This is a genomic window from Variovorax sp. 01T439_2, assembly GCF_056398445.1.
This window is the reverse complement of sequence record NZ_JBFTPJ010000163.1, coordinates 1-8,100: the sequence shown is the minus strand read 5'-3', so window position 1 is coordinate 8,100 and position 8,100 is coordinate 1. Positions and strand designations below refer to the sequence as shown.

At 69.3% G+C, this 8,100-nt stretch carries 6 protein-coding genes and 1 pseudogene; 4 read left to right on the top strand and 3 right to left on the bottom strand.

Annotated elements, in window-relative coordinates; genetic code table 11:
• Both AC1DOC_RS10380 and AC1DOC_RS10375 read left to right on the top strand, forming a co-directional pair.
• Positions 1-592: ABC transporter permease (locus tag AC1DOC_RS10380; protein ID WP_478129769.1), on the top strand; the 592-nt coding region annotated here is incomplete at its 5' end.
• Between the two features lie 10 nt (positions 593-602).
• Positions 603-2,132 (top strand): efflux transporter outer membrane subunit, encoded by a 1,530-nt coding sequence (locus AC1DOC_RS10375; RefSeq protein ID WP_012746879.1) that lies wholly within the window; start codon positions 603-605, stop codon positions 2,130-2,132.
• On the opposite strand, the gene AC1DOC_RS10370 is transcribed toward AC1DOC_RS10375, so the two are convergent.
• The gene (locus tag AC1DOC_RS10370) at positions 2,129-3,181 is read right to left on the bottom strand and encodes an ROK family protein (protein WP_012746878.1); all 1,053 of its coding nucleotides are present in this window, start codon (positions 3,179-3,181) and stop codon (positions 2,129-2,131) included. The genes AC1DOC_RS10375 and AC1DOC_RS10370 overlap by 4 nt on opposite strands.
• 132 nt (positions 3,182-3,313) lie before the next feature.
• On the opposite strand from AC1DOC_RS10370, the gene AC1DOC_RS10365 reads away from it, so the two are divergent.
• A complete protein-coding gene (locus AC1DOC_RS10365; protein ID WP_478080726.1) occupies positions 3,314-4,843 on the top strand; it encodes an ABC transporter permease/substrate-binding protein in 1,530 nt (509 codons plus the stop codon).
• 49 nt (positions 4,844-4,892) lie between these two features.
• Here AC1DOC_RS10365 and AC1DOC_RS10360 read toward each other — a convergent pair.
• A pseudogene (locus AC1DOC_RS10360) lies at positions 4,893-5,705 on the bottom strand (LysR family transcriptional regulator); the annotation flags it as partial.
• Between the two features lie 100 nt (positions 5,706-5,805).
• Here AC1DOC_RS10360 and AC1DOC_RS10355 point away from each other — a divergent pair.
• Positions 5,806-7,059, top strand: coding sequence for an MFS transporter (locus tag AC1DOC_RS10355; protein WP_478129768.1), 1,254 nt, complete (start codon positions 5,806-5,808; stop codon positions 7,057-7,059).
• Between the two features lie 58 nt (positions 7,060-7,117).
• Here AC1DOC_RS10355 and AC1DOC_RS10350 read toward each other — a convergent pair.
• The coding region (locus AC1DOC_RS10350) for an aldehyde dehydrogenase family protein (protein ID WP_478129767.1) at positions 7,118-8,100 on the bottom strand (983 nt) is incomplete at its 5' end.

Below are 8,100 nucleotides of genomic sequence, written 5' to 3'. Positions count from 1 at the left end.
GTGGAACCTGCTGCCCGGCCTGATTGCCGCGCTCAGCATGCTGCAGACGCTGCTGCTCACCGCGCTCTCGGTGGCGCGGGAGCGCGAGCAAGGCACCTTCGACCAATTGCTGGTCACGCCGATGTCGCCGCTCGAGATCATGATCGGCAAGGCGCTGCCGCCGGTGCTGGTGGGCCTTGCGCAGTCGACGTTGATCCTGCTGGTCGCGCTGTTCTGGTTCGGCATTCCGATGGCGGGCTCGCTCATCACGCTCTACACCGGGCTGGTCTTCTTCACGGTGGCCAGCGTGGGCATCGGCCTGTCGATCTCGGCGGTGTCGGCCAACATGCAGCAGGCCATGCTCTACACCTTCGTCCTGCTGATGCCGATGATGCTGCTCTCCGGGCTGACCACACCCGTGCGCAACATGCCGCACGTGCTGCAGCTGATCACCATGGCCAACCCGCTGCGCTTCGCGATCGACCTGGTGCAGCGCGTCTACCTGGAAGGCGTGGGCCTGGCCACGGTGTGGCACAACCTGATTCCGCTGTCGATCATCGCCATCGTCACACTGCCGCTGGCGGCCTGGCTGTTTCGCCATCGTCTGGTCTAGGGAGCACTCCATGTCCGCATCGCGCACCCTCTTCTCCTGTTCCGCGCTCGCGCTCCTTCTTGCAGGCTGCGCCGTGGGGCCCGACCACCGGCCCGCGCAGCCGCAGGCGCCGGCCGACTGGTCCGCATGGCACGGCGGCTCGGCGGCGCTGCTCGGCGCCGAGCGCAAGGCCGCGCCCACAGCCGCCGCATCCGGCGACTGGAAGGCCTTCGGCGATCCGCTGCTCGACCAGTTGCAAGCCCGCGCCCTGGCCGCCAACCACGACCTGCAGACCGCGGCCCTGCACTTCGCGCAAAGCCGCGTCCAGCGCACCGCGGCCGCGGCGCAGCAGGCGCCACAGCTCAATGCCAGCGCCAGCGTGAACCGGCAGCGCCAGAGCGAGAGCGGCGCCGCCACGCGGATGATCGATGCGCTGGGCTCGTCGGTCGCCAACCGCGACCAGCTGATCCGCACGCTCAGCGAGCCCTACAACCTTTACCAGGCCGGCTTCGACGCCTCCTGGGAAATCGACCTCTGGGGCCGCGTGCGGCGCAGCATCGAGGCCGCCGATGCGGATGCCGGCGCATCGGCCGCGCTGCTGCAGCAGGCGCAGCTCAGCGTGCAGGCCGAGGTGGCGCGCAGCTACTTCGAACTGCGCGGCGCGCAGCGCGAACTGCGCGTGGCGAACGCCGACATCGCGGCCGCAGCCGAATCGCTCGAGCTGGTGCAGGCGCGTGCCGATGGCGGCCTGGTCACCGACCTGGACCCGACGCGCCAGCGCACGCAGCTGGCCGAACTCAAGGCGCGCATCCCCATGCTGCTGCAGCAGGAGGCGCAGGCCATGAACCAGATCACGCTGCTGACCGGCGCAGCGCCGGGCGCGCTGAACGCCGAACTCGCGCCAGCTTCCGATGGCGCGGGCAACCCGCTCGAAGCGCTGCAGGCACCGCCGCTGCCCGAGCTTGCGCTGGGCCTGCCCGGCGACGTGGTGCGCCGGCGCCCCGACATCGCCGCCGCCGAAGCCCAGCTGCATGCCGCCACCGCGCGCATCGGCGTGGCGGTGGCCGACCTCTATCCGCGCGTCACGCTCGGTGCGGGCTTCGGCTACGAATCGGCCGGCAGCGAGCGTTTTGGCGAATGGGGCAGCCGCCAATGGCACGTCGGTCCTTCCATCAGCCTGCCGATCTTCGACAACGACCGGCGCCGCAGCACGGTGAACCTGCGCGAGCTGCAGCAGCAGGAAGCCGCGGTGGCCTTCCAGCAGGCCGTGCTCAAGGCATGGCACGAGATCGATTCGGCGCTCAGCGCCTACGCCGCCGAGCGCCAGCGCCATGCCGAGCTGGCCGAGCGCGAGCGCAGCAGCCGCGATGCACTCACGCTCGCACACGCGCGCTATGCGAACGGACTCACGGATTTCGGCGTCGAACTCGACGCGCGCCGCGCACTGCTGCAGGCGCGGCGCGACCAGGTGCAGAGCACGAGCCGCATGGCGGTGGGCATGGTGGCGGTCTACAAGGCGCTGGGCGGCGGCATTCCCGCGGCGCCCGGCACTCCAGGCTAGAAGGTGTTGGTGAAGCTCGCATTGCCGAGCCCGGTGCCGATCGTCAGCACGCCCCAGTGGGTCACGTCGCGCATGAAGGGCAGTTCGCTCAGCCCCTGCACCACCGCGTCGTTGTGCATCAGGATCAGCGTGGGGCCGGAGCCGATCATCGGCATGCGCCGCCACAGCGCGCTCGGCAGGTGGAACGCGCGGCTTTCCCAATCGCCCGGCAGGTTCTGCGTGCCGCGCTCGATCGAACCGTCCTTGCGGATCAGCCCGGGGCAGGCAATGCCGATGAAGGGCGCCAGGCGGATGTGCTTGCGCTCGCAGTAGCGCACCATGTCCTCGAGCATGGCCGCGATGCGCTCGACCATGCCGGTGCGGTTCGGGTCGTCGTCCGCATGCCGCCATTTCTCCCGCCGCACCACCTTGGCCAGCGACAGGTCGCGTGCCTTGCGCCGGCGCGTCTTCACGATGCCGCAGCGCACGTTGGTGCCGCCGATGTCCACCGCCAGGATGGCGTCGTGCTTCTTGAGCATGGCCGGCGGTGCCAGGTGCACCCAGCCGATCAGGCCGCCGTCGTCGACCTCGTGCGACAGGCGCCCGAGCTGGACGTGAACGCCCAGCTCTTCGAGGATGGCGGCGGTCTGCAGGATGGCGCGCTCGCCCACGTCGCTTTCGGTGAAGCCGCCGCCCACCACGATGCGCTCCACCTTCTTCCATGAGGGCTGGCGCGTGAAGCGCTGGATCACGAGGGCCAGTTCCTCGGCGAACTCCTCGATGGCGCCGTGCATCAGGTCGCCGGCCGCCGAGGTCTTCAGCAGCACGCGGTCGAGCTGCTTCTTGCTGAGGTCGCGCGAGTGTTCCCTGCCCAATGGATCGGTGCCCGTCTTGCGGCGGCGCTTGCGCCAGCGCTCGAGCAGTTCCCTGAAGGCCGTCTGGCTGGCCTGGTCGCCCACGAAGCCGTCCTTGTCGCGCAACTGCAGGCTGTAGCCCTCGACCCGAAGGCCCGGGAGTTCGCGCAGGCCGTGAACGTCGGGGCCGGGCAGGAGATGGGTTTTCTTCTTCATGGCGGCCACTATGGGCGCGGCTGCATCTACGAAGCATCGGTAGCCCGCACCAGGGTTTGTAGGAGATTGGCGGGTACGCCGAGCGGTTCGATGTCTATACACTGGCCTGCGATGCCACTGCCCCATCACCGCATGCTGCGCGCCGCCTTGTTGTTCCTTGCCATGGCCTGGCTCGGTGCCGCTGCATCGGCGCAGCCCGGCGAGGGCACGCTGCGCGTCGGTTCCAAGCGCTTCACCGAGTCGTACATCCTGGCCGAACTGCTCGCGCAGACCGCGGCGCCGCACACCGCATCGCCGCCGGTGGTGCGCCAGGGCCTCGGCAACACGGCCATCGTGTACGAGGCGCTGCGCTCGGGCGCCATCGATCTCTATGCCGAATACACCGGCACCATCGCGCTCGAAATTCTCAAGGGTTCGCCAGCCGAAACGCGCGAGGCCATGAACGCGGCGCTGGCGCCCATGGGCCTGGGCGTGGCGATTCCGCTGGGCTTCAACGACGGCTATGCACTGGCCGTGCGGGCGGCCGATGCCGAGCGGCTCGGGCTGCGTACGCTGAGCGATCTTGCAAAGCATCCCGAACTCAAGCTCGGCCTGTCGAACGAATTCCTCGGCCGCGCCGACGGCTGGAAGGGCCTGGCCGCGCGCTACGGCTTCACCCAGGCGCCCACCGGCCTCGACCATGGCCTGGCCTACGAAGCCGTGGCCGCGAAGCAGATCGACGCGATCGACATCTACACCACCGACGCCAAGATCGAGCATCTCGGCCTGCGCGTGCTCGAAGACGACAGGAAATACTTTCCGCGCTACGACGCCGTGGTGCTCTACAGGCTCGACCTGCCCACGCGGCTGCCCCAGGCCTGGGCCGCGCTGAAAACGCTCGAAGGCCGCATCGACGAACACGCGATGATCGCGATGAATGCGCGCGCCGAACTCCAGAGCGTGCCCTTCGACACCATTGCGCGCGACTTCCTGGCCGGCGCAGGCCAGGGCGCAAAGACCCAGGAGCCCCGGCGCGGCTTCAGCGCCAAGCTGTTCGGCCCCGATCTCTGGCAGCTCGCGCGGCAGCACCTGGTGCTGGTCGCCGTATCGGTGGGCGTGGCGATCCTGATCGGCGTGCCGCTCGCGATCCTGGTGTTTCCGCATGTGCGGCTGCGTGCGCTGGTGCTCGGCTTCGCGAGCCTGCTGCAGACCGTGCCTTCGCTCGCGCTGCTGGCCGTGCTGATCTCCATGCTCGGTGCGATCGGCGCGCTGCCCGCGCTGATCGCGCTCACGCTCTATTCGCTGCTGCCGATCATGCGCAACACCGTGACGGGCCTGGCCGAAGTGCCGAACGGCCTGCGCCTGGCCGGCACCGCGCTGGGCATGACGCCGCCGCAAAGCCTGCGGCTGGTGCTGCTGCCGCTGGCACTGCCCACGCTGCTGGCGGGCGTGCGAACGGCCACCGCCATTGCCATTGGCACCGCGACCATCGCGGCCTTCATCGGCGCGGGCGGATTCGGCGAGCGCATCGTCACGGGGCTCGCGCTCAACGACCGCGAGCTGCTGCTGGCCGGCGCGCTGCCGGCCGCGGCGCTGGCGCTGCTGAGCGAGGGGATCTTCGAGCTCGTGGAGATGCTGATGCGCCGCCGGCGCCGGGCGCCGCCGCCTTCGCTTCCGCCATGAGGCATTCGCGCAGCAGCGTAGCGCCCGCTCCCAGCGTCTTGTCGCCGCGGTGGCAGAAATGGCACTGCTGGCTGGTTCCACCGCCGGGGCCGATGCGGCTCACCGGCAACTGCACCAGCGTTCCGGCGGCCAGGTCGCCGGCCACCAGCCAGGACGGCATCTTTCCCCATCCCAGGCCCGCGCGCAGCAGCGCGAGCTTGATGTACATGTCGGTCACGCGCCAGGTCGAGGGCGAGAGCACATCGATGTCGTAGCCCTGGCTGAGCGTGCTCGGATCTTCCACCACGATCTGCACGTGCTCCGCCGCGGCGGCATCCAGGCCCCCCGCACCGCGCCGGCCTGCATGGACCGCCAGCGCATGCGACGGCGCGGCAACGGCCACGGTATGAAGCTGCATGAGGAATTCGCGGCTGATTTTTTCGTCGGCATGGCCGAAGGCCGCAATCGCGAGATCGCATCGGCCCGAATTCAATGCATCGACGGTGCCGCCCATCGAGCTGTATTCCACGCGGATGGCAATGCTCGGGTAGACCGCATGCATGCCACGCAGCGCGCTGGCCAGGAGCTCCGGCGGAAAGAGCGTGTCCACCGCAACTGCCAGCCCGAGCTCGATGCCCTGTTCGAGCCCCTGCGCGCGCGAGCGCAGCGCCTCGACCTTCGACAGGATGACCCGCACGTCGCCCAGCAGTGCCTTGCCCGTGGGCGTGAGCACCGGCTTGTGGCCGGAACGGTCGAAGAGGCGCACCTGGAGCTGTTCCTCGAGATTGGCAATGGCATGGCTCACGGCCGACTGCACCCGGTGCAGCCGGGCCGCGCCGGCACGGAAGCTGCCGGCATCCGCCACGGCAACGAACATCTGCATCTGGCTCAGCGTGAGGATGTCCAGCATGATCTGTCCAATCGATTGAGTTGGCCGATATTATTCGCTTTCATTGATCGGGTGCCCGCTGCAAAGTGGCGGCATGCAGAACCGAATCGAAATGCGCGGCGCCACATCGCCACCCGCCGCCGCGCCGCACTCACCTTCTTCAACGCACTGGCTCGGCGTGGCGCTGGTCGTGGCCGCCGGGGTCGTGGCGTCCCTCCAGGTCGGCAAGGTCGCCATTGCGGTGCCGCAGTTGCGCACGGACTTCGGGCTCGACCTCTCGATGGTCGGCTGGCTCATGGCAACGTTCTCGCTGCTGGGCGTGGTTGGCGCGGTGCCGGTCGGCGCGTGGATTGCGCGCGCCGGCGACAGGCGCCTGCTGGTGGCCGGCCTGCTGGCCATTGCCATCGGCAGCACGGCGGGCGCATGGGCACACGGCATCGCCATGCTGCTGATCGGCCGCGTCGTCGAAGGCCTGGGTTTCGTGCTGATCACCATTGCCGGCCCCTCGGTGCTGCAGCGCATGGTCGCGCCCGGCGGCAAGGACCTTGCCTTCGCGATCTGGAGCTGCTTCATGCCCGCCGGGATTGCCATCGCGCTCTTCAGCGGCTCGCTGCCGGGCAGCTGGCGCGGCTTGTGGCTGGGCAATGCCGCGCTTGCGGGCTTGATCGCGGTGCTGGTGCTGGCGGGCGTTTCGCGCGGCGCCAGTGGAAGTGCCCGCGAGGCACTGGTCTCGTGGCGCAGCATGGCCCGCGACGCGGCCGCCGCGGCAAAGGCCGGCGCGCCGGCGCTGATCGCCGCTTCGTTCGTGATCTACAGCCTGCAGTTCTTCGCGCTCTTCAGTTTTCTGCCGGTGCTGCTGATCGAGCGCATGGGCGTGGGCACGGCCACCGCCGGACAGCTGAGCGCCGCGGCCTGCTGTGTCAATGTGGCGGGCRATCTTGCGGCCGGCATGCTGCTCCAGCGCGGCATCGCGCGCTGGCTGCTCGCGGCACTGGCCAGCGCGGCGATGGGCATCGCGTCCATCGGGATCTTCCTGCCGGTGCTCGGCGCAGTGCCGGCCTTTGTGCTGTGCCTTGTTTTTTCGGGCGCGGGCGGCCTGCTTCCCGCAACGCTGATCGGCACCTCTCCCATCGTGGCACCGAGCACGCGGCTGGTCCCGATGTCGATGGGCTTGCTCATGCTGGGCAGCAATCTCGGCCAGATGATCGGCCCCGTGATCGTGGGCGGTGCAGTGGATTCGCTGGGCTGGCCGGCGGCCGCCGCCATCGTCGCCCTGGCGGGCGCAATGGGCGTGCTGCTTGCACTGGGCCTGCGCCGCTCGATGGCGCGCGGCGGCCATCGGCTGTAGGGCGGACAAAGTGGACGGCCAGCGCCGGGCGCGTGCGGCGCCCGGCGCGGGGGTGGCATCAAGCCAGCGTGTACGCCGTCTTCACCGTGGTGAAGAACTCCTGCGCATACTTGCCCTGCTCGCGCGGGCCGTAGCTCGAGCCCTTGCGCCCGCCGAACGGCACGTGGTAGTCCACGCCCGCCGTGGGCAGGTTCACCATCACCATGCCGGCCTGGCTGTGGCGCTTGAAGTGCGTGGCGTACTTCAGGCTGGTGGTGGCAATGCCGGCCGACAGGCCAAACTCGGTGTCGTTGGCCGTGGCCAGCGCCTCTTCGTAGTTCTTCACCCGGATCACGCTCGCCACCGGGCCGAATATCTCTTCCTTGTTGATGCGCATCGCGGCCGCCGATTCGCTGAACAGCGCCGGCGACATGTAGTAGCCGTCGGTCTCCAGCTTCAGCAGTTCCCCGCCGGCCGCCAGCGTGGCGCCCTCGCCCTTGCCGATGGCGATGTATTCCATGTCCTGGTCCAGCTGCGACTTCGAGGAGACCGGGCCCACGTCGGTGCCCTGCGCCAGCGCATCGCCGACCTTGATCTTGGCCATGCGCGCCTTCATCGCCTCGATGAACTTGGAGTAGATGCCTTCGGTCACGATCAGGCGGCTGGAGGCCGTGCAGCGCTGGCCGGTCGAGTAGAAGGCGCTTTGCACGCTGAGCTCCACGGCCTGGGCCAGGTCGGCGTCGTCCAGGATCACCTGCGGGTTCTTGCCGCCCATCTCGAGCTGCACCTTCTTGTGGTTGGTCACGCACTGCACCGCGATGTTGCGGCCCACGCCGACCGAGCCGGTGAAGCTGATGGCATGGATGCCGGGGTGGCTGACCAGCGCGTTGCCGATCACGCTGCCGCGGCCCATCACCAGGTTGAACACGCCCGCCGGAATGCCCGAGCGGCTGATGATCTCGGACAGCGCCCAGGCGCAGCCGGGCACGAGGTCGGCGGGCTTCAGGACCACGCAGTTGCCGAAGGCCAGTGCGGGCGCGATCTTCCAGGCCGGGATGGCAA

Coding starts and splice junctions, on each gene's coding strand:
- AC1DOC_RS10365 (WP_478080726.1), top strand. CDS start 3,314: ATGCTGCGCGCCGCCTTGTTGTTCCTTGCCATGGCCTGGCTCGGTGCC.
- AC1DOC_RS10375 (WP_012746879.1), top strand. CDS start 603: ATGTCCGCATCGCGCACCCTCTTCTCCTGTTCCGCGCTCGCGCTCCTT.
- AC1DOC_RS10370 (WP_012746878.1), bottom strand. CDS start 3,181: ATGAAGAAGAAAACCCATCTCCTGCCCGGCCCCGACGTTCACGGCCTG.